This window comes from Galbibacter marinus, assembly GCF_000300875.1.
GTDB lineage: Bacteria > Bacteroidota > Bacteroidia > Flavobacteriales > Flavobacteriaceae > Galbibacter > Galbibacter marinus.
The window spans coordinates 203,401-223,467 of sequence record NZ_AMSG01000001.1 but is presented as its reverse complement, the minus strand read 5'-3'; the positions used below and the strand labels follow the sequence as shown (position 1 = coordinate 223,467).

At 36.4% G+C, this 20,067-nt stretch carries 20 protein-coding genes; 16 read left to right on the top strand and 4 right to left on the bottom strand.

What is annotated here, in order from left to right; translation table 11 throughout:
* Nucleotides 1-5: 5 nt before the first annotated feature.
* Nucleotides 6-1,001 carry a DUF4837 family protein gene (locus I215_RS01055; protein WP_008990090.1) on the top strand — a complete coding sequence of 332 codons (996 nt, stop codon included), beginning with the start codon at nt 6-8 and terminating at the stop codon, nt 999-1,001.
* Between the two features lie 121 nt (nt 1,002-1,122).
* On the opposite strand, the gene I215_RS01050 is transcribed toward I215_RS01055, so the two are convergent.
* Entirely contained in the window at nt 1,123-1,323 is a 201-nt protein-coding gene (locus tag I215_RS01050) for a twin-arginine translocase TatA/TatE family subunit (protein WP_008990089.1), read from the bottom strand.
* Between the two features lie 191 nt (nt 1,324-1,514).
* On the opposite strand from I215_RS01050, the gene I215_RS01045 reads away from it, so the two are divergent.
* The 4 genes from I215_RS01045 to I215_RS01030 all read left to right on the top strand — a co-directional run bounded on the left by I215_RS01045 (nt 1,515) and on the right by I215_RS01030 (nt 6,807).
* The gene (locus I215_RS01045; RefSeq protein ID WP_008990088.1) at nt 1,515-2,384 is read left to right on the top strand and encodes a M23 family metallopeptidase; all 870 of its coding nucleotides are present in this window, start codon (nt 1,515-1,517) and stop codon (nt 2,382-2,384) included.
* 3 nt (nt 2,385-2,387) lie between these two features.
* The gene (locus I215_RS01040) at nt 2,388-3,887 is read left to right on the top strand and encodes a GH3 auxin-responsive promoter family protein (protein ID WP_008990087.1); all 1,500 of its coding nucleotides are present in this window, start codon (nt 2,388-2,390) and stop codon (nt 3,885-3,887) included.
* A gap of 119 nt (nt 3,888-4,006) precedes the next feature.
* Nucleotides 4,007-5,686, top strand: a complete 1,680-nt coding sequence (locus tag I215_RS01035; RefSeq protein WP_008990086.1) for a DUF6909 family protein — start codon at nt 4,007-4,009, stop codon at nt 5,684-5,686.
* A gap of 26 nt (nt 5,687-5,712) precedes the next feature.
* Nucleotides 5,713-6,807 carry a hypothetical protein gene (locus tag I215_RS01030; RefSeq protein WP_008990085.1) on the top strand — a complete coding sequence of 365 codons (1,095 nt, stop codon included), beginning with the start codon at nt 5,713-5,715 and terminating at the stop codon, nt 6,805-6,807.
* Nucleotides 6,808-7,040: 233 nt separating this feature from the next.
* Here the strand turns inward: I215_RS01030 and I215_RS01025 are convergent, their stop codons facing one another.
* Entirely contained in the window at nt 7,041-7,250 is a 210-nt protein-coding gene (locus I215_RS01025) for a DUF6341 family protein (protein WP_008990084.1), read from the bottom strand.
* 48 nt (nt 7,251-7,298) lie between these two features.
* Between I215_RS01025 and I215_RS01020 the strand changes: the two genes are divergently transcribed.
* Nucleotides 7,299-8,222 carry a DUF6427 family protein gene (locus I215_RS01020; RefSeq protein ID WP_083852464.1) on the top strand — a complete coding sequence of 308 codons (924 nt, stop codon included), beginning with the start codon at nt 7,299-7,301 and terminating at the stop codon, nt 8,220-8,222.
* Here I215_RS01020 and upp read toward each other — a convergent pair.
* Nucleotides 8,217-8,867, bottom strand: coding sequence for a uracil phosphoribosyltransferase (upp, locus tag I215_RS01015; protein WP_008990082.1), 651 nt, complete (start codon nt 8,865-8,867; stop codon nt 8,217-8,219). The genes I215_RS01020 and upp overlap by 6 nt on opposite strands.
* A 101-nt stretch (nt 8,868-8,968) precedes the next feature.
* Between upp and I215_RS01010 the strand changes: the two genes are divergently transcribed.
* From I215_RS01010 to I215_RS01000, 3 genes are all read left to right on the top strand, one after another.
* A complete protein-coding gene (locus I215_RS01010; protein WP_008990081.1) occupies nt 8,969-9,568 on the top strand; it encodes a DUF4254 domain-containing protein in 600 nt (199 codons plus the stop codon).
* A gap of 14 nt (nt 9,569-9,582) precedes the next feature.
* Nucleotides 9,583-10,611: a glycosyltransferase family 9 protein gene (locus tag I215_RS01005; protein ID WP_008990080.1), complete on the top strand. Its 1,029-nt coding sequence runs from the start codon at nt 9,583-9,585 to the stop codon at nt 10,609-10,611.
* 175 nt (nt 10,612-10,786) lie between these two features.
* The gene (locus I215_RS01000) at nt 10,787-11,563 is read left to right on the top strand and encodes a copper resistance protein NlpE N-terminal domain-containing protein (RefSeq protein WP_008990079.1); all 777 of its coding nucleotides are present in this window, start codon (nt 10,787-10,789) and stop codon (nt 11,561-11,563) included.
* A 129-nt stretch (nt 11,564-11,692) separates the two neighbouring features.
* On the opposite strand, the gene I215_RS00995 is transcribed toward I215_RS01000, so the two are convergent.
* Nucleotides 11,693-12,739, bottom strand: coding sequence for a ferredoxin--NADP reductase (locus I215_RS00995; protein WP_008990078.1), 1,047 nt, complete (start codon nt 12,737-12,739; stop codon nt 11,693-11,695).
* A 171-nt stretch (nt 12,740-12,910) separates the two neighbouring features.
* Between I215_RS00995 and I215_RS00990 the strand changes: the two genes are divergently transcribed.
* The 7 genes from I215_RS00990 to atpB all read left to right on the top strand — a co-directional run bounded on the left by I215_RS00990 (nt 12,911) and on the right by atpB (nt 20,053).
* On the top strand, nt 12,911-14,383 hold the full coding sequence (locus tag I215_RS00990; protein WP_008990077.1) for a DUF5687 family protein: 1,473 nt from the start codon (nt 12,911-12,913) through the stop codon (nt 14,381-14,383).
* A gap of 24 nt (nt 14,384-14,407) precedes the next feature.
* A complete protein-coding gene (locus I215_RS00985) occupies nt 14,408-15,130 on the top strand; it encodes an ABC transporter ATP-binding protein (RefSeq protein WP_008990076.1) in 723 nt (240 codons plus the stop codon).
* A gap of 119 nt (nt 15,131-15,249) precedes the next feature.
* Nucleotides 15,250-17,796 carry a type IX secretion system periplasmic lipoprotein PorW/SprE gene (gene porW, locus I215_RS00980; RefSeq protein WP_040459653.1) on the top strand — a complete coding sequence of 849 codons (2,547 nt, stop codon included), beginning with the start codon at nt 15,250-15,252 and terminating at the stop codon, nt 17,794-17,796.
* Between the two features lie 6 nt (nt 17,797-17,802).
* Nucleotides 17,803-18,225 (top strand): bactofilin family protein, encoded by a 423-nt coding sequence (locus I215_RS00975; protein ID WP_008990074.1) that lies wholly within the window; start codon nt 17,803-17,805, stop codon nt 18,223-18,225.
* Nucleotides 18,182-18,427, top strand: coding sequence for an AtpZ/AtpI family protein (locus I215_RS15795; protein ID WP_008990073.1), 246 nt, complete (start codon nt 18,182-18,184; stop codon nt 18,425-18,427). Before I215_RS00975 ends, I215_RS15795 begins: the two co-directional genes overlap by 44 nt.
* A gap of 23 nt (nt 18,428-18,450) precedes the next feature.
* Nucleotides 18,451-18,831, top strand: coding sequence for a DUF6168 family protein (locus I215_RS00970; protein ID WP_008990072.1), 381 nt, complete (start codon nt 18,451-18,453; stop codon nt 18,829-18,831).
* A gap of 130 nt (nt 18,832-18,961) precedes the next feature.
* Nucleotides 18,962-20,053, top strand: a complete 1,092-nt coding sequence (atpB, locus tag I215_RS00965) for a F0F1 ATP synthase subunit A (protein ID WP_008990071.1) — start codon at nt 18,962-18,964, stop codon at nt 20,051-20,053.
* The last annotated feature ends 14 nt before the right edge of the window (nt 20,054-20,067 follow it).

Here is a 20,067-nt window from a genome sequence, read left to right as displayed (position 1 = left end):
ATATAATGAGACATTTTTTAATTGCCTGTTTGGTACTACTTTCAGTAGTTTCCTGCGAAGAGGAACGCAAGAAAGATTACTTGCCAGGCTCTGTTGGCGCAATAAACTCGCTTTCTGTTGTTATTACTAACGATATGTGGAAAGGGGCAGTTGGAGATACCATTAGAAAATATTATGCTGCTGAAGTCATTGGTTTACCTTGGGTTGAACCGCTGTTTTCAATTCATCAAATGCCATTCGAAGTTTTTACAGGTAATACAAGGTCAAGCAGAAATATTCTTGTCGTACGAAAAGACACCGCTGCTGTTGCTGGGTTAAAGACGGATCTATATGCAGAGCCGCAAAAGGTGGCTATCGTTCAAGGTCCAACAGAACAGGTGATTATGGATAAGATAGCGAGTTCTGCACAAAAGAATATTGCGGCCTTTAAGAAGAATGATATTGCGGAGAATCAAAGGCGGTTTACGCGATCTTTGAATAGAGAAACGGACTTGCAGCAAGAACTAGGTATTTCACTTACCATGCCTTCGGTGTACAAAATAGCAAAACATGAAAATAATTTTTTCTGGATCGAGCGACAGATCCCTAAAGGGACCATGAATATCTTGGTTTATGAAATGCCCCTTGGCAGTATTCCAGAGGACTCTACACGCGTTGACGCTATTGTTAAAATGAGAGATTCTATTGGAGAGAAGTATATACCAGGAAGGGCAGAGGGAATGTATATGATCACAGAGAAAGCCTATGCTCCTTATGTGTTTGATGCGGAGATTGCGGATAGACCCGCCATTGAAACCAAAGGAATGTGGGAGGTTAAAAACTTTACCATGGCAGGACCTTTTATCAATTATATTGTAGAGGATGTACCTAATGATCGTTTGGTGGTCCTTGAAGGGTTTACCTTTGCCCCTTCGACTAATAAAAGAGATTATATGTTTGAGTTAGAGGCTGTTCTAAAAACCTTAGAGTTTCACCTGGAGCCTGTGGCTCAAGTAGAATAAAGGCAGGATTACATCCTGAGCCTTATTGAATAAAATGCATAAAAAAGCCTATTCACTTTTTAAAAGTCAATAGGCTTTTATTTATCTTTTTGATAAAACAACCAAAACCTAAAACGGTTGGTTAGTTACTTTCTTTAGTTTGTTCTGCTTTTGCAGCTTCATCTTCCTCTTTAGTGGCATCTTTAAACTCTTTGATACCGCTTCCAAGACCACGCATTAATTCAGGTATCTTTTTACCTCCAAAAAGTAATAGTACCAAAATTACTACAACGGCTATTTGCCATGGTCCCACAATTCCTAGTAAAACGTTCAATGATATCATTTTCAATAAATTTAGAAAACAAAGGTAATAAGAAAAGTAAAAATAAAAACATCTTTTATCTTAAATTATTACTATTTCTTAGAAGTTTAAGATTCTCCATTCTATTATTTAACAAAGATGTTGCGTTAAAAAAACACAAATTTACCTAAAACGCGATCATGCTATTTTCCTAATAATTATATTTGCTCACCATGGAGAGAAGAATTAAGAAACGGAAACAAATTAAAAGGAAGCTGCTTCACAAGTACCGACTGGTTATTTTGAACGAGGATACCTTTGAGGAGAAGCTCTCATTTAAATTAAACCGACTCAATGTATTTGTGTTAGGGACCTTGTTTTCTGTTTTCATTATCGCTTTTACCACCCTTTTGATTGCCTTTACACCATTACGGGAATACATCCCGGGGTATTCATCTACCAAACTCAAAAGAGAAGCTGTGGATTTAACCTATAAGGTGGATTCCCTTACGGCCTCTTTAAGGGCGAATGATATGTATTTTCAAAATATTCAAAAGGTTTTAAGAGGAGAAATCACCACAGAGAAGATCAACAAGGACTCTATATTAGAATCTTTTGCCAAAGACACCATGCAAATTAATGTGAATCCTAGTTATCAAGATTCATTGCTTAGAGCTGAGGTTGCAACAGAGGATAAATACAACTTATTTTCTGGAGCGGCATCTGATAGCGATATAGTGTTATTTCCACCAGTTAGTGGAACCTTATCCCAGACATATAATGCTAAAGAAAGACATTATGCTGTCGATATTTTAGCTCCCGAAGATAGTCCGATTAAATCTGTTGCAGATGGAATTGTTATTTTTGCAGAATGGACCACAGAGACTGGTTATGTTTGTATCATTGAACATAACACAGGGTTAATATCCGTCTACAAGCATAATTCATCTATCAGTGTTCAACAGGGAGACTTGGTTAAATCTGGCCAGGTCATTGGAGTTATTGGTAATACTGGGGAGCTAACCACGGGTCCTCATTTGCATTTTGAACTTTGGAGCGAAGGTTATCCAGTTGATCCCACTAATTATATAGATTTTCAATAGCTTATGTCGATAAAATCCTTTGCTGCAAAAATATTAGCAAGAACAGTTTATAACAAGAATCAAGCTTGGATTGAGAACCCCATTCAAAGTCAAGAAAAGGTCTTTCATTCGCTTGTAAAATCTGCCAAAGAAACAGCATTTGGTAGGGATCACGGTTTTGATCAAATAAAAAATTATGAGGATTTTAAACAACGTGTTCCCATTCGGGATTATGAAGAGCTAAAACCTTATGTAGATCGCATCGTTCAAGGAGAGCATTCTGTTCTTTGGCCAGGATTACCATATTACTTCGCCAAGACTTCAGGAACGACTTCAGGAGCTAAGTATATTCCTATTACCAAGGAATCTATGCCATTTCATATCAAAGCCGCCCGGGATGCGATTTTAAATTATATACATCAAACAGGGAAGGTAGACTTTGTAGATGGAAAAATGATTTTTCTTCAAGGGAGCCCAATTCTCACGGAGAAAAATGGGATTAAGTTGGGTCGTCTATCTGGAATTGTCGCTCATTATGTACCGTCTTATTTGCAAAAAAACAGGATGCCTAGTTGGGAAACCAACTGTATAGATGATTGGGAAACTAAGGTTGATGCTATAGTAGAGGAAACCATTCAGGAGGATATGACCGTGATTAGCGGGATTCCATCTTGGGTTCAAATGTATTTTGAGCGTATAAAACAAAAATCTTCCAAGGATGTAGGAGAGGTTTTTAAAAACTTTAATCTTTTTATCTATGGGGGTGTTAATTTTCAGCCATATCGCGCTAAGTTTAAACAACTTATTGGAAGGCATGTAGACTCTATTGAACTCTTTCCAGCAAGCGAAGGATTTTTTGCCTATCAAGACTTGCAGAAGCACGCAGGAATGTTACTACTAGTAGATGCGGGGATTTTTTATGAATTTGTGGAAGCAGATCGCTTCTTTGAAGATAACCCAACTAGAATTCCATTGGAATCAGTACAATTAGGTGTTAATTACGTTATGATCATCTCAACCAACGCTGGATTGTGGGGTTATAATTTAGGAGATACAGTAGTATTTACCTCTATAAAACCATATCGCATTACAGTTTCAGGACGAATTAAACACTTTATCTCAGCCTTTGGAGAGCATGTGATAGCTAAAGAAGTAGAACAGGCGATGAAAACTGCATTGGATAGCTGTAAGGCCACTGTTAATGAATTTAGCGTAGCCCCACAGATCACTCCACCCTCAGATGAACTTCCTTATCACCAATGGCTCATAGAGTTTGAGAACCCGCCTAATGATTTAGATTTGTTTGCTAAAATTTTAGATGAGTCAGTTCAAGAACAAAACAGCTATTATTACGATTTGATTCAAGGCAAAGTTTTACAGCCGCTAAAAATCCATTGCCTTTCAAAGGATACCTTTAAAAATCTTATGAAGTCCAAAGGTAAACTCGGTGGTCAGAACAAAGTACAACGATTGGCCAATGATCGAAAACTTGCCGAAGAACTTCTGGGTATTTCTAACTCTTAAGTCCTTTTAACTCACATTTTTTCTTTTTAATAGCTGGTTTAAAGGTAAAAAGTAGGCCATGTGTGTAAAAAATAGCTATTTTTAAAAAGAACTTGTAATTTTGTACGGTAAAACACCTTATGAATAAAATTAAATCAAGAACGCGAGCTCAAGAAGCATCCGGGGCCATCGAACGAATGTATATCGCGATGCGCCATCTTTTTAATAGAGGCTTTTACAAACCCATGGGGATCTCTGGTGAAACCCTTAGAGAATCTTTATTGGAACTACGACCTGAAATCTACGGAACAGTTGCAGATTCAAAAACAGAACTCAATGGACTGGTATATATTTTAGACAGGCTACCTATTGGTATTGAACAATGTACCTTTATAAACCTAACATCAGAAGAGGGTTATAAAAATTCTGGTTTTAAAAATATTGTTCCTCCAAAGAGAAGACGTAATTGTTATCGCATTGACGAGCATCAGATGAATGTCGAAATAACCCGAGGACGCTCTGATATTTATGACATTCTTACCCACCTTACCTTCCTATTTATAGAATCTGAAAAAATTGCAGATAAAGTCTACATTGAGGAAAAAGGAACTACCAATCGCGATTGGAGGAAGCTTGAAGAAGCTGCTTTAAAAAAGAAACTCAGTCAGTCAGAACGCGAAGTTGCACTGAGTCATACCGCTAGTATTATTGGAAGAACTTTCGAAGAATGCTTGGCCGCACATAAAGTATTTTCCATAAAAGAAGATCCCGAGCGCTTTTTAAAAATCATTTATTGGATGGGTAAGATCGCCCTTGAAGAACTCATTGAAGGGCATAAGAGATCCATTACTTTTAGCCCAGTATTAAGAGAACGTCTAGGACATCATATTCATGGAGAGATTTGGGCTAATACCATTAAGAAAGAACTCATCAAAAATGATTTAATTCATAGGCCGATTCACCTTATAAGTGCCAACATGCACTCGGTAATGAACAGCTTGTTTGCTTCGAGTGTTTTGAAAAAGGAATTCGCCAATCAAAAGGATCCTTATGATGTTTATGAACTCTTGAGTCAACCAGAAAACACACATCTTAGAGCAAAAGTAAAAGATTTTGCACTTAAGAATGGAATGATCGAAATTGAGGACCGCTCAGGTACAAATATTGACGTTCAAATTTTTGATACAGGAAAAATTGATTTTGAGAAAATAAATTTTACTTTTGATAAAAATAAAAATAAGGAATATCCAGTGCTATTTGTCATGGATTATGCCTTTGGGGAACAAGCCTATGAGACGATAGATGAATTCCTTAAGCCTTATAAAACAGAGGGCGAAAATATTTTTCTGAATATGGATTCGATTTCTATTATGGGAAAAGCGGGGATTTTGGAAGGTGGAAAAGGAGATTTAATGATTCCAAATGCGCATATTTTCGAGGGAACGGCGGATAATTACCCTTTCCATAATGAACTTTGTGCTGAAGATTTCAAAGATCAAGGTCTTGAGGTGTTTGAAGGGACGATGATCAGTGTTTTAGGGACATCCTTACAGAATAAGGATATGTTGAAGTTTTTCCACGAGAGTACCTGGAATGTAATTGGACTGGAAATGGAAGGTGCCCATTATCAAAAAGCGATACAAGCAGCTTCTAAGATTCGTAAGAGTATTACAACAGATGTTAAAGTACGCTATGCGTATTACGCCTCTGATAACCCTTTGGAAACAGGAAGTACGTTGGCTTCAGGAGGCTTAGGAATAACCGGTGTAAAACCAACTTATTTGATAACAAGAAGAATTTTAGAACAAATCTTTAAATAATAATAAACTAAATTAAACAAATTGATATGAATGATCAGATTCCATCGAATCAGCGCCCAAATAACACCAATTCTGAAGAAATTGATCTTGGGCAATTGTTTAAATTGATTGGCGATGGTTTTAGAAAGCTTTTCAATTTCATCGGCAGTATTTTTAATGGAATTTTCGTCGGGATCATTTCATTTTTAATTTTTATACAACAGCACTTTATAAAATTTGTGATTGCAGGTGTTGTAGGTGTAGCTCTTGGTACTGCCCTTGATATTACTAAAGAGCCGGTCTATGTTTCTACTATGGTAGTGGAGCCCAACTTTCAAAGTGCCCAACAGCTTTACAACAACATTAATTTCTACAATGAGCTCACTCGTGCAGAGGATTCTGTTGCTTTGGCAGAATCATTAGGTATTGAAGTATCTGAAGCTGCTTCCATTAAAGAATTTGCTATAGAATCATATTCTGATGAAAACCAGAAAGTAAGGCTTTTTGATGAGTTTATTAGAACCTTAGATACCACCACCAGAAAAGCAATTGATATGGAAGTGTTCTTAGAGAACTTTAATTCTTTTGACGCAAAATATCACAACATTATAGTAAAGGCCACGAACTCTATGGTGGCTAAAAAGTTACAAGGACCTATTATTTCTTCCATTTCTTTTAATCAGTACTTTTTAAAATTAAAAAATACTCAAACCGAGAATATAGAACTTCAAAGAGAGGTATTAGCTAGACAAACTGCAGAGATTGACTCTTTACAGCTGCTCTATAAGAACGTTATGATTAAGGAAGCAGATAAACCTTTACAAGGAACTAGTATTAGTTTAGGAGATAAGGGAATTGCCCAGCAATCAAGAGAATTGGAGCTAATTACTAAGATTGATCAGATTAAATCAGAGATGGTTGAACTCAACCAACTTGAGGCTAGTAAATCCAATATTCTAAACGTGATTTCTGATTTCCCAAGAAGAGGGGTAGAGGCAAAAGGTTTCTTTACAAAGTATAAATTTGTAATTCCTTTATTACTTATCGGGCTCCTTCTCTTTGCACTTTCTATTTTAGAATTAAATAAATTTCTAAAGCAATACACCAGCGTTCATCTGGAAGAAAAGAAAAAGAAGAGCTAAGTTAATAGAGTTTGATAAAACTATAAAATCACTATAAAAGTACCTGCTAATATTAAGTTTAATACGATATATTGCAGGTTTTTTTATGGCGTATAGGGAAGTGACAGAATAAAGCTTTGTAAAGCATCAGAATTAGGATATATCCATATTTCAGGCCAGAAAAATGAATAACCTAAAAAACCCCACAGCTAAGCTATGGGGTTTTAGTATATTTAAAACGTTTGTTTTGCGTATTAAATGATCGGCTGGTAATCGTCTTTCTCTTCTTGGTCGTACTTTTTCATCTGTTTCATCCAATAAAAGAATGCTGCAAATCCTATTGCTATAAAAATAACATTTATAATATTTGATATCCACCAGCTGTTGGTAAAGCGTAAAGCTTCTAAAGGAACGAATAATACGTTCTCAAATAAATCCTGAATCCCGTAGAAAAAGTCTCTCATCAGTAAAAGATATATTAAATTTACAGCACAAAAATACAAAAACCTATCATGATATCAAGCATTTTTGAAAGAACTAATCCTTTAAACTTTATAATCCTCTTTCTGTATTTGATTTTGTTCTTAGTATTGGCCCAAGTGCTTGCGTCGGATTTTGTGTTAGATGCGGGAATGATCTTTTATATGCTTAAAAGTTCTGTTGTTATTTTACTTTGCGTGATTATGGTGGATTTTATAGTTCGCAAAAACGAGCTAACTCAGCGAAATTCCTATGCTTTGTTCTTTTTTGTGCTACTGTTTTGTTTGTTTCCCAATATCTTTATGGAACCCCATATATTGTTGGCAGAATTTTTTCTGCTTTTGGCTTTTCGTCGTTTGGTTTCGGTTCGCTCCAGTAAAGATGTAGAAATCAAAGTGTTTGATGCCACTCTTTGGACATTAGTGGCGACTTACTTTTTCAATTGGTCATTACTGTTTTTAGTGTTGGTGTTTGCTACCATGTTCCTCTATAAAAAGAATGATTATAGAAATATGCTTATTCCATTTGTAACCCTATTTGCTTTGTCGTTACTGGGTTTTACCTATTTCTATTTAACAGATCAGTTATATAAGGTAGTTCAATTGGTAGATTTTCAAATCGCTTTTGAGTTTGAGAATTATACCAATCCACGCTATTTTGTCCCCTTATTATTTTTAGTGACAATGGGAGGCTGGGCGTGTGTAATATTCGCTTTTAAAAAACAGAGTAAATCATTTAAAACCCGTGTACCAGGAATCTTGTTGGTCATTACCCTAATTATTGCTGTGGCAGTAATGTTGATTTCTGAAGTTTCTAATACCTCAGAACTTCTTTTTTCTTTATTTCCTCTAGCTGTTATACAAGCGCGCTACGTTGAACGAATTAAGTTGAGTTGGTTAAAGGAATTGATTCTTTGGCTATATATCAGTGCGCCGATACTGATTTTATTTTTATAGTTTTTCACCATAGGATAAATATCCTGCATCTCCAAGGCCAGGAACGATATACCCTTTTTCATTGAGCTCAGGATCAATATCAGCAATCCATAAATGGGTGTCCTTTGGGAAATTTTCTTCTAAAAACGCTATTCCAGGTTGAGCACCAATAACAGATAAAATATGGATTTCTTTAGGCTTGCCTTGTGATTTTAATGCTTTGTAGGCGGCGACAAGGGATCGCCCTGTAGCTAACATAGGGTCAGCTAGGATTAAAATTTTATCAGTAAAATCCTGCGTGGCCATATACTGGACTTTAATTTCAAAATCTAGCTCAGATGTATGCTTTCTATAGGCTGATACAAATGAAGAGTCCGCACGATCAAAATAATTTAAGATTCCTTGATGTAGATTTAATCCTGCTCGAAGGATAGAACAGACGATAATTTCATCGGTTAGCTCATAGGTTTTCTTTTGCCCTAAAGGTGTAGTGATAGTCTTTTCACTGTAGTGAAGTGAAGAGCTTAATTCTAAGCTTAAAACCTCACCTATACGCTCAATATTACGTCTAAAACGCATGCGGTCCTGTTGTATAGTAACATCTCTTATTTCTGCTAAAAATTGATGAAGAAGAGAGATTTTATTGCCTAGATGATGTACCTGCATAAGGGTTGTTTTTTGAGCTAAACTCCTGCAAATTTAGGTAATTCTAGGTATATGCAGATTTTAAATAAGTATATTTGTATATTCATTTTAAAACACCTTATATGTTTAGCGAATTTGCATTTGAGATTTTTGATAAGAGTATAGCCAAATACCATATACAGGACGATGTTAACCAGGGTTTTGAAAATCCATACCCTAAAGACAAAATAGAACATTTGTTATACAGAAAAAATTGGATTGATACCGTACAATGGCATTATGAAGATATTATTCGTGATCCAGAGATTGACCCGGTTGCTGCCCTTGAGCTTAAGCGAAAAATCGATGCTTCGAATCAAGACAGAACCGATATGGTCGAATTTATCGACAGCTATTTTCTAGACAAATATAAGGACGTAGCAACAAAACCAGATGCTACTATTAATTCAGAATCTCCAGCTTGGGCCATCGATCGATTGTCGATTCTAGCTTTAAAGATTTACCATATGGCAGAGGAGGCCGAGCGTGCTGATGCCTCTAAGGAGCACAAAGATAAATGTGCAGCTAAACTTGCAGTGTTACTTGAGCAGAAGCAAGATCTTTCTACGGCCATAGATCAACTTTTAGAAGCGATTGCTTCTGGAGATAAGTATATGAAAGTCTATAAGCAAATGAAAATGTACAATGACCAGGAGCTAAACCCAGTATTGTACAAAAAATAGTTGCAATCCAACAGATGGATAAAAAACACATTTTAGCGATTCGATTTTCAGCAGTAGGAGATGCCGCTATTGCAGTTCCAGTACTTCGAGCCTTGCTACAACAAAACCCGGGGGTAAAGGTGAGTGTGGCAACGCAATCATTTTTAAAACCGGTTTTTCAGACGGTAGAAGGCGTGGAGGTATTACCAGCCGATATTCGTGGTAAACATAAAGGGGTAAAAGGTCTTTATGCCTATTACGCTGAGGTTAAGAATCGTGACTTTGATGCCATTGCTGATCTACATGGATCCCTTAGAAGTCGTATTGTAAAGTTCTTTTTTCTTTTCTCAGGTGTGGGTTCCAAAACCATTGATAAGGGTAGGAGTGAGAAAAGAGCCTTGGTCAATGGTAAAATATTTAAGCCAGTTAAAACCAGTACAGAACGCTACGCAGATGTTTTCCGGTCTTTGGGTTATACTGTAGATCTAAATAAAGACGTTTTTCCTGCTAAGAAGTCTTTATCAGCCGAGGTGTACAACATAATCGGAAATAGTACCAAAAAATGGATTGGTATTGCTCCTTTTGCATTTCACGACACTAAGATGTACCCTTTGGATCTTATGGAGAAAGTTATTGATTCCATTTCTAAAACTGGAGATTATCAACTCATCCTTTTTGGAGGCAAAAAAGAACTTCCTGCGTTAAAACTTCTTTCAGATAGCTACCCTAATACGGTTTATACCTTTGGAAAAATTAGTTTTGAGGATGAAATAAAATTGATTTCCAATTTGGATTTAATGGTTTCCATGGACAGCGGGAATGCACACCTAGCAGCTATGCAGGGGGTAAAGGTGTTAACTCTTTGGGGGGTTACCCATCCTTACGCTGGTTTCTATCCCTATAAACAACCAGTATCAAATTCTTTGCTTTCCGATCGCCAGAAGTATCCACTGATCCCAACCTCGGTTTATGGAAACAAGGCACCTGAGTCCTATAAGGATGTCATGCGAAGTATTGAGGTGGAAGCGGTAGTGGACAAAATTGTATCACTTACTAAAAATTAATCGGCTAAGATAAAATCCCTACAATTAAAACTTTGGCATTAACATTGCTTTCTCTTGATTTTAAACAAAGGAAAAAAAGGGAGGTTAAATTATATTTTTATGTAATTTAAGGACGTTAAAAAGTGTTCTTCCCTCAAAACAGTATGCCGACTTATAATTTTTAAATCGTAATATCATGATCAAAGCACTAAGAGTAATAGTTGTACTTGTATTTATAACAAGTTCATGTAAATCAAAACAGCAGAGTCAACAACAAATACCTATTGGCGATACAAGCCAAAACTCCTTAGATTGGAATGGAGTCTATCGTGGATTGCTGCCCTGCGCCGACTGTGAGGGAATTCTAATGGAACTAAAACTTCATTCAGATTTAACATATGAACTCTCCTCTCAGTATCAAGGAGCGACCAATGAAATATTTAAGGAAAAAGGTACTTTTAAATGGAATGATGCTGGAAGTAAAATCACCTTATTAGGAGATGAAAATGATGCCCACAGACAATATCAGGTTGGAGAAAATATGCTTTTTAGCTTAGATGGAGATGGTAACCGTATAACTGGAGATTTGGCTGAGATGTTTATTCTAAGAAAGAAGGGGTACGATTACAGTATCACCGAAAAGTATTGGAAACTCCAAACTCTAAACGGGGAGCCCATTCACAGGAAGGAAAACCAATCAAAAGAAGCTCATTTTATTCTTAAAAGTCATACCAATAAGGTAAATGGTAACACTGGCTGTAATGGGATGTCAGGGAGCTATACTTTAGAAGGAGAGAATCAAATTAAATTTTCGCAAATGCTTACCACTAGAATGGCTTGTATGGATGTTCCGTATGAGAGTGAGTTCCTGAAGGTGTTACAACAAGCAGATCACTATAGTTTAAAGGCAGACACCTTAACTTTAAAAACCGCAGATAAACCTCTAGCTACTTTTGTGGCGGTATGGTTTTGAGTAAAATAATAAATAAACCCCTTGGATGTCCAAGGGGTTCAAAAATACCTAAAATGGAATATTCGAATTTTTATTAAAGGCTTTTAAAACTCTAAAAGCGCCTTTTGATTATTTCGTTTTATAACTCTTTTAAACATCATCATAATCTATGGAGATGTTAGGGGTAATTGGGTGAGCCTGACAGGTTAAAATTAAACCTTCTTCGATCTCACTATCTGTTAAAATTTGATTTTTAACCATTTTTACCTTCCCTTCTTTGAGTCGTGCTACGCAACTACTACATATGCCACCTTGACAAGAGTAAGGGGCGTCAATATCTTCTTCTAAAACAGCATCTAGAACCCTTTTCTTACGATCCATTATAAAGCTGCTTTCTTCATCATCAACTAAAACTGTAACAGCTGTTTGCCCTTCTACAGATTCAGCTACTGAATCATCATCATCGGTTGTGGTAAAGAGCTCAGTTTTTATGTTTTCTTGTGCAATCTCATTTTCCAACAATACATTTTTTACACTTTCGGTCATCTCTTCAGGACCACAAAGATAGAATGCACCGAATGGAACATCATGGAATTTATTTCTGAGCATAAAATTGATCGAAGATTTTTCAATTCGACCAAAGAGTGCGTTATCCTCTTCTTTTTGGCTATAGATAAATTGCACAAATAGACGATCAGGATATTGTTCCAACAAATTGGTTATTTGTTTGTGAAACATGGTCTCAGTGATAGTCTTATTACCATAAACCAATAAAAACTTAGCAGAGGTATTTTCAAGAACATCCTTCATAATACTCATTATGGGAGTAATTCCACTACCTGCAGCAAAGGCTGCAATGTTCTGATCTTTTAGATCTACAGTTTCATAGGTAAAATGACCTTCTGGAGGATAAACCTCAAAGCTATCGCCCACCTGAATTGTTTGAGCATAGTTAGAGAAAACACCATTTTTAATGGCTTTAATTCCAATGGACAAATCTTCAGTCTCTTTAGAAGAACAAATGGAATACGAACGTCGGAGCTCCTGAGAATTCAATTCCTTTTTTATGGTGATATGTTGCCCGGGTATAAATTTGAAAGTATCCTTTAATTCCTCTGGTATATCAAAAGTGACCACCACGGAGGTAGGTGTACTTTTTTCTACCGATTTAACCTTAAGTGTATGAAAGTGAATCATTCAAAATTTTTTTGCAAAAATACGGAATATACACTCGATTAAAAACCAGATTTAATAAAAATTGTGTTAATTGCTAAAGTTTTAAATGTATATATTTACTTTGTAACTCTATAGACTTTCATTAATCCTATAGATATGTGAAAGCTTTAACACTCATTAATTAACAACCAAATGCTTACATCCTTCATTCAGCTTCAATGGAAGTCCTTTTTTAGGTCTGCTTCATTATCCTCCAATTTGATTATTAAAATTCTCATGGGGTTTTTTGCCCTATACATGATGGTCAGTTTTGCCATCTTGGGAACAAGCATTTATTTTCTTCTTGAACAGGAGTTGGGCTTAGAACCTTTAGAGACGGTCAATAGGTTTATGATTTATTATTTAGCGATGGATCTATTAGCTAGGTATATGCTACAAAAAATGCCAGTGGTAAATATTAGACCTTTGTTATACCTACCTTTTAAAAAGAGTAAAATCGTCCATTTTAGTTTATGGAAAACCATACTATCATTCTTTAATATTATTCATGCCTTTGTCCTTGTGCCTTTTACAGTGGTACTTCTAATAAAAGGGTATGATGCTTTAGCGGTTATTGCTTGGTTTTTGGCTATTAGCGCTCTTATTTTTTGCAATAATTTTATCAATATATTCATCAATGCAATCAATTGGGTGTTTTTCATTGTAATTGGTTCTCTTATTATCCTGGGTGCATTGCAATATTACCAAGTATTTGATATTAGTCTTTGGACTGGGCCGATTTTCCATTCTTTGTACAAAACTCCGATTACGGCACTTATACCTGTGCTTTTATTGATTGGGTTTTATCAAATCGCCTTTCACTATTTTAAATCCAATCTTTATTTAGATTCTGGGCTGGCTACCAAACAAAAAGACGGCAAAACTGAGCAACTTCAGTGGGTAAATCGCTTTGGAAGTGTGGGGGTTTTCCTTAAAAATGATATTAAACTCATCAAAAGAAATAAGCGCTCTAAAACTAACACCTTAATTAGCTTTCTATTTGTTTTCTACGGACTGCTGTTTTTTACAGGCGCTTTAGAGATGTATGAAGGACCGTTTTGGAGAATGTTCGCTGCCATATTTGTAACAGGGGGATTCCTCTTTAGTTTCGGACAATTCGTTCCTAGCTGGGATAGTTCATATTACCCACTTATGATGAGTCAGAACATTCGATACCGAGATTATTTAAATTCTAAATGGTGGCTTATGGTTATGGCGACATTAGTTTCACTAGTTATGGCGAGTTTCTATCTCTACTTTGGATGGGAGGTATACCTGGCAGTAGTTGTAGGTGCATGTTATAATATCGGGGTGAACTCTTATATGGTTTTATGGGGTGGCGCTTATGTGAAAACTCCTATTGATCTTACAAGTAATAAAAAAGCCTTTGGAGACTCTCAAGCATTTAATGCCAAAACCTTGTTGCTCACCATCCCAAAATTAGTGATACCTATGTTATTATATGCACTGGGTTATTACACTATTGGTCCTATCTATGGTTACGGCCTAGTACTTTTAGTAGCCGTTCTAGGATTTGCCTTCAAAGAGAAGGTGTTCGATATTATACTAAAGGTTTACAAGGCAGAGAAGTATAAAACTCTTGCTGCATACAAACAAAAAAACTAACTCTTAAAACTTTCTTTATACACCATGATACAAGTAAATTCATTAACTAAAAAATACAAGGAGGTAGCGGTTCTAAACATAGACTCCTTAGAGATCCCAAGCGGGGAAATTTGTGGACTTGTCGGAAACAATGGAGCTGGTAAAACTACCTTTTTTAGCCTGTTATTGGATCTTATCAAAGCCAGTACTGGCCATATAATAAACAATCAAGTCCAAGTCGATATGAGTGAAGATTGGAAACCTTTTACCTCAGCCTTTATCGATGAGAGTTTTTTAATTGGATATTTAACCCCAGAGGAATACTTTTATTTCATTGGAGAGTTAAGAGGACTTAATCAGCAAGATGTTGATCTGTTTTTACAAAATTTTGAGGATTTCTTTCACGGAGAAATTCTTCAGGGCAAAAAGTATCTAAGAGATCTCTCGAAAGGAAACCAGAAAAAAGTGGGTATTGTCGCTTCATTTATCGGAGAGCCTAAGGTGATTATTCTCGATGAGCCTTTTGCGAATCTCGATCCATCTACGCAAATTAGACTCAAAAAATTAATCGGAACTTATAAAGATAATCCAGAAGTAACCTTACTTATTTCAAGTCACGATTTAGCTCATGTGACCGAAGTATGTCAGCGAATCGTAGTGTTAAACAAGGGTCAAATCGTCAAAGACATTCAGACCTCTGAGCGAACATTGAGGGATCTAGAAGGTTTCTTCTCAGAAGAAATCTTAAACGAAACTCTGGTGGACTAGGTTTGAAAACAAGGATATTTTGTCCAACATACCTAAGAAAACCAAAAGATAATGTATTTTTACCTTGTTCCTTAGGTTAGCATACTTGGGGAATGTGCCTAAAACAAAAAGTTATTTAATTGACTAGAAACCCTAAAATACCACTTTGTGTGCTGCTTGTGCTGTTAGCTTTTGTGGCCTGTTCAACAAAGAAAGACTCCGTTGTAAACAGGAATTGGAATGCTATGAATGCCAAGTTCAACACCCTTTATAATGGTCATCTAGCCCTTGAGAACGGACAACAAACACTAATTGATTCCTATGTAGATAACTATTGGGAAATTCTTCCTGTAGAACGCATGGAGATACGTCAGGAGATTATCATAGACACTTCCCAGTTAAATCCAGATTTTAGGCGTGCGGAGCTTAAAGCCACCAAAGCCATACAGAAGTACGGTATGGAAATTGGCGGTAAGGAGCGCAATCCGCAAATCGATCAGGCGTATTTACTTTTAGGAAAAGCGCGTTATTATGATCAACGATTTGTCCCTGCACTTGAGGCCTTTAATTACATTTTAAGAAAGTATACCAATAGCGATCTAATTCACCAAGCAGGAATTTGGCGTGAAAAGACCAATATTCGAATGGAGAATGAGGAGGTGGCCATTACCAATTTAAAAAGAATCGTAGGTCGTAATCTGCATCATCAGGACATGACCGATGCCTATGCTATGTTAGCTCAGGCTTATATCAATTTAGAACAAAAAGATAGTGCTATCATTCCTCTAAAAATCGCCAGTAATGTAAGTAGAGATTTTGAAAAGAAGGGACGTTATAATTTTATCATAGGGCAATTGTATAATGAAAAGGGAATGCTCGATAGTGCTAATATGGCCTTTGAAAAGATTTTGGATTATAACCGCAGAACACCCAGGGTGTATTTGATTAATGCATATGTGGCTAAAACAAAAAATAAATTTAGAACTGAGCCACAGGATTACACCCTTAGAGAGGAACTTGAAAAAATGGAACGCAATCGTGAAAACAGACCTTTCTTAGGCCCGCTATACCGTTTAAACGCTCTTTATTACATGCAGTACGATTCATTGGAGCAGGCTGCGATATACTATAATAAATCTTTGAGAAATGCTCATGATGACAGGGGCTTATTATATCGAAATTACCATGCCTTGGGAACGATGTACTTTGATAACTCAAAATATAAACTGGCGGGAGCCTATTATGATAGCACCCTCACTTATCTTAATGAAAACACCAAAGAGTATAGGGTGCTTAGTAGAAAAAGAAATAATCTGGATGATGTAATTATGTATGAGGAGGTGGTCTCTAGGAATGATAGTATTCTAGGAGTGCTTCAACTTAACCCTGCCCAGAGGGAGGCCTATTACCAAGGACATATTGATTCTCTTATTGCCAAAGAACAGCAGTTAAAAGAAAAGCAAGAAATAGTGGCTCCTAGACGAGGTAGACAACGAGGTTTTATGGATGGTTTTTCCCAAGAGAGCCCTCCGGCGGTTGAATTTTATTTTTACAATACCACCAGTGTAAGCTACGGGATACAAGAATTTAAAGCCACCTGGGGAAATCGCGTATTAGAAGATAACTGGCGATTTGGTGGACTTTCAGTTCGTTCTGATAATCAGGCTGTCGCTGAGTCGGATTCTATAGCTATAAATCCATTACATCAGTTGGCTTATTATTTGGATAGGCTTCCTGTAGGAGATTCGGCTGTGGATAGTTTAAATACCCAAAGCAATTTTGCAAATTACCAATTAGGACTTCTTTATAAGGAGAAGTTTCAGGAATACCAACTTGCGGTAAACAAATTGGAGACCGTACTAGAAAATCAGCCAGAGGAGCGTTTGATATTGCCTTCTAATTACAACTTGTTTAAATTATATCAACAAATAGATCCATCAAAAGCTGAAATTTATAAAACAGCAATTATTAAGGAGTATCCAGACTCGCGCTATGCGATGCTTTTGAAAAATCCTTCACTTATCCTGAATCAGGATCAAAGTAGCCCTGAAGCTATTTATGGGCAGTTATACAAGGATTTTGAAAACCATAAATACCAGCATGTAATTGAGCAAAGTGATGTTTATATATCTCGTTTTAATGCGGAAGAAATTGTGGTGAAGTTTGAGATGCTAAAGGCCACAGCAACGGCTAGATTATACGGAATTGATGCCTATAAAAGCAGTTTGAATGAAATCGCATTAAACTATCCTAATTCCCCAGAGGGGCAAAACGCTAAAGAGCTGTTAGAGGGTAGTTTGTCTAAATATCAGGATGATGGTTTTCAACTCGAAGAAGGGGAATCTACCAATTGGAAGTTAATTTATCCATTTCATTTAAATGACACCACAGATCTTGTTAAATTGCAAGGAACTATTAAACAATCCTTAGAAGATTTGGCGTATGATAAAATCACTTTTTCTAAGGATCAATACAATCCTGAAACGATATTTGTAACAGTTCATGGATTTACCTCCAAGCTGCGTGCTCAGGGGTATGCGGAATTACTAAACATTAACAAAGATTATTTGGTTGACAATGAGAATTTTGTAATTTCGTCATCCGATTATAAGAAAATCCAAATCTATAAGAACCTCGAAGGTTATTTAAGTCAAATAGCTAAAATTAACCCAAGTCTTAATAATTAAAAAGTCATGTTTGCAGAATCAAAGAGAAATCGCATGGAGCCCGTAGTGGGACAAACCAACAGAATTGTTGAAAACACAAAAATTAAAGGAGACCTTACCTCAGAGGCCGACATTAGAATTGACGGAGAGCTCGAAGGTAGTATTACTGCTAAAGGTAAAGTTGTCATCGGAAAATCAGGAAAGGTCAGCGGGAAAATTCAATGTATGAATGCTGATGTGGAAGGTAAATTCGAAGGCGAACTTAAAGTAGAAAATGTGTTGAGTCTAAAGGGAAGTGCGCAGATCGACGGAGATGTAGTAGTTGGTAAACTTGCTGTTGAGCCAGGAGCTACATTTAATGCTGCATGTTCAATGAAAGGAGCATCATTAAAATCTGTTCGTGCTAATGAAGGACAAAAAGAAGCAAACTCCACGGAAAAATCAGCTTAAAACCTGGATCCGATTTAGTAACATTGGTTTGCAAATGGCCATTGTAATTGCTGCAGGCACTTATTTGGGTGTGTGGTTAGATGAAAAATACCCGAACAAGTATTCTGCCTTTACTGTCGGGTGCTCTCTATTTGCGATTTTTGCTGCGCTGTACAATGTGTTTAGGCAACTAAAGAATATTAATAAAAATGATAATTCCTAAGCCGTTTATGGCGGTATTTTTTTATGAAATCTAAGTTACTCTCCTCCATCCTTATATATATTGGCATCGCATTGTTATTATATTTGATACAATGGCTGATTCAAAGTCAGTTATTTACTCAAACTGATTTTTACTATCCACTTTGGGCAATTTATTTATTCCATGCTAGTTTTGCAGCAGTGATTTATTTTACCGTAAAATTTATACGTGGAATTTATCCTGAACAAGCGGGCTTTGCATTCTTAGCTTTAAGCGGTTTTAAGATGCTTGGGGCTATTGTTTTTTTGATTCCATTAATACAAAGTGATCTCCTTGACCCTATACCAGCTGTTTTGAGTTTTTTTGTACCCTATTTCCTCTATCTTTTGATCGAGGTCATGCTTGTTATAAAACTCTTAAAATAAGGCGTTTTTGATAAAAAAACGGATTTACAGCGATAAACTAAAAAAAAATTGTGGAGGGCTTCCTAGTATGAAGAAAAGATGTACCTTTGCAGCAAATTTTTGAGGACCATATATTTTATCAATTAGAGGTATGATCATAGTTGGAAATTCGTTCAGAAGATTCTTTCATTTAGCATTGTTGTTTTGTTCCTTTGGAGCTATAGCTCAGGATCATCAAACCCATCCTTCGGAAACCCCCGAAGACACAAGTTTCGATGCGACAAAATTAATTAATAGTCACATTAGTGATTCACACGAATTTCATATTGCAGACTGGAATGGAAAAGCAATTTCGCTTCCTCTTCCTGTTATTTTATGGACTGATAATGGACTAGTAACTTTCATGTCTTCAGCATTTCATCATGATGAAGAAGGAAAAGTTGTCGTGGAACGTGGTGGCCAACAGTTTGTTCGCTATCAAGATGAGATTTACTATGCAGATGCCAATGGCACTGTATCTTTTGAGGGAGAAGGAAATGTAGTCAATAGTAGGCCTCTTAACTTTTCCATTACTAAGAATGTCTTTACTTTAATGGTCACTGCAGCAATAATGTTGTTGGTCTTTATTCCTATCGCCAATTCTTATAAAAAGAACAATAGGGCACCAAAGGGGATTTCAGGCTTTTTAGAGCCGTTAATTCTTTTTGTTCGTGACGATATTGCAATTCCTAATATAGGAGAAAAAAAATACCAGAAATATATGCCGTATTTATTGACGGTTTTCTTTTTGATATGGTTAGGGAACTTAATTGGATTGATTCCGTTTTTTCCATTCCAAGGAACCCTTACAAATGATTTATTATTTACAGGAGTAATGGCAACCATTACTTTTCTAATTACCATATTTAGCGGAAATAAAGGTTATTGGGGTCATATTTTTGCAACCCCAGGCGTTCCAAAATGGTTATTGCCTATTATGATACCTGTGGAGGTGTTGGGGATGTTTACAAAGCCATTTGCCTTAATGGTTCGTTTGTTTGCAAACTTGACCGCAGGGCACATCATCATATTGAGTTTGATGGCGCTTATTTTTATTTTCGAAACTGCTTGGATTTCACCAGTATCAATCGCCTTTTCATTGTTTATGTATGGATTGGAGTTGTTAGTGGCGGCTTTACAGGCGTATGTGTTTACGCTTCTATCAGCACTGTTTATCGGACAAGCTGTTGAGGAGCACCATTAATTAATTGTGAGTTT

Bases quoted from the DNA above. Each gene is read 5' to 3' on its own strand.
- I215_RS01055 (WP_008990090.1), top strand. From the start codon at position 6: ATGAGACATTTTTTAATTGCCTGTTTGGTACTACTTTCAGTAGTTTCC.
- I215_RS01050 (WP_008990089.1), bottom strand. From the start codon at position 1,323: ATGATATCATTGAACGTTTTACTAGGAATTGTGGGACCATGGCAAATA.
- I215_RS01045 (WP_008990088.1), top strand. From the start codon at position 1,515: ATGGAGAGAAGAATTAAGAAACGGAAACAAATTAAAAGGAAGCTGCTT.
- I215_RS01040 (WP_008990087.1), top strand. From the start codon at position 2,388: ATGTCGATAAAATCCTTTGCTGCAAAAATATTAGCAAGAACAGTTTAT.
- I215_RS01035 (WP_008990086.1), top strand. From the start codon at position 4,007: ATGAATAAAATTAAATCAAGAACGCGAGCTCAAGAAGCATCCGGGGCC.
- I215_RS01030 (WP_008990085.1), top strand. From the start codon at position 5,713: ATGAATGATCAGATTCCATCGAATCAGCGCCCAAATAACACCAATTCT.
- I215_RS01025 (WP_008990084.1), bottom strand. From the start codon at position 7,250: ATGAGAGACTTTTTCTACGGGATTCAGGATTTATTTGAGAACGTATTA.
- I215_RS01020 (WP_083852464.1), top strand. From the start codon at position 7,299: ATGATATCAAGCATTTTTGAAAGAACTAATCCTTTAAACTTTATAATC.
- upp (WP_008990082.1), bottom strand. From the start codon at position 8,867: ATGCAGGTACATCATCTAGGCAATAAAATCTCTCTTCTTCATCAATTT.
- I215_RS01010 (WP_008990081.1), top strand. From the start codon at position 8,969: ATGTTTAGCGAATTTGCATTTGAGATTTTTGATAAGAGTATAGCCAAA.
- I215_RS01005 (WP_008990080.1), top strand. From the start codon at position 9,583: ATGGATAAAAAACACATTTTAGCGATTCGATTTTCAGCAGTAGGAGAT.
- I215_RS01000 (WP_008990079.1), top strand. From the start codon at position 10,787: ATGATCAAAGCACTAAGAGTAATAGTTGTACTTGTATTTATAACAAGT.
- I215_RS00995 (WP_008990078.1), bottom strand. From the start codon at position 12,739: ATGATTCACTTTCATACACTTAAGGTTAAATCGGTAGAAAAAAGTACA.
- I215_RS00990 (WP_008990077.1), top strand. From the start codon at position 12,911: ATGCTTACATCCTTCATTCAGCTTCAATGGAAGTCCTTTTTTAGGTCT.
- I215_RS00985 (WP_008990076.1), top strand. From the start codon at position 14,408: ATGATACAAGTAAATTCATTAACTAAAAAATACAAGGAGGTAGCGGTT.
- I215_RS00975 (WP_008990074.1), top strand. From the start codon at position 17,803: ATGTTTGCAGAATCAAAGAGAAATCGCATGGAGCCCGTAGTGGGACAA.
- I215_RS15795 (WP_008990073.1), top strand. From the start codon at position 18,182: ATGAAGGACAAAAAGAAGCAAACTCCACGGAAAAATCAGCTTAAAACC.
- I215_RS00970 (WP_008990072.1), top strand. From the start codon at position 18,451: ATGAAATCTAAGTTACTCTCCTCCATCCTTATATATATTGGCATCGCA.
- atpB (WP_008990071.1), top strand. From the start codon at position 18,962: ATGATCATAGTTGGAAATTCGTTCAGAAGATTCTTTCATTTAGCATTG.